The sequence below is a fragment of the Vibrio sp. 2033 genome (genome assembly GCF_033339735.1).
Genome location: NZ_JAWOVC010000528.1, coordinates 1 through 610 on the forward strand (window position 1 = coordinate 1; position 610 = coordinate 610).

1 pseudogene is annotated in these 610 nt (G+C 48.2%); it reads right to left on the bottom strand.

The features are described 5' to 3' along the window. Positions 1-610, bottom strand: a pseudogene (locus tag R7P74_RS27600) (ATP-dependent helicase); the annotation flags it as partial.

The following is a 610-nucleotide window of genomic DNA, read 5'->3' on the forward strand; positions in this document are numbered from 1 at the left end:
TTTAGGTTTTAAGCCAAGACGATCGGTAAAGTGCTTAAAGTCACCAGAAACCGCAAGCGTTGCCGAGGTGAAGATCCAGGCACCTTGCTTGATTTCAATTTGTTCATGGAACTTATCTGCCACCGATAACGGAGTAATATGCAGAGTAAAATGACGCGGTGACGTATCGTACCAGTAAGAGTAGCCGGTGATGTCAACATCACACACACGCTCGATCCGACCTTTGATCAAGTTCGCACGCTCAAAAGCCGTATCCAACAATTGGCTGCGACCAAGTGCCAATTTGAGCACATCAATCGCCAGATCTAGGCTGTCAGTTAAACGAACCAATTCGCGCTTGATGGATTCAGACTGCATCGCTTCTCGCCAGTTGCCACGAAAACCCGGCTCACCCAAAACGATGCGCATATCCATCGCGCTTTGAAGCAGTTTATCCCCAACCTTTTGCAGCTGACGCATGTCCTTTGCTTCGGTGCGATACGCGATTTCAATGTCTTTGGCGAGGTCATGAATTTGGCGACTCGATACCGATTGCCCGAAATATTCACTGGCAATGTCTGGTAGCTGATGAGCTTCGTCGAAAATAAAGACATCGGCTTCTGGGATCAAC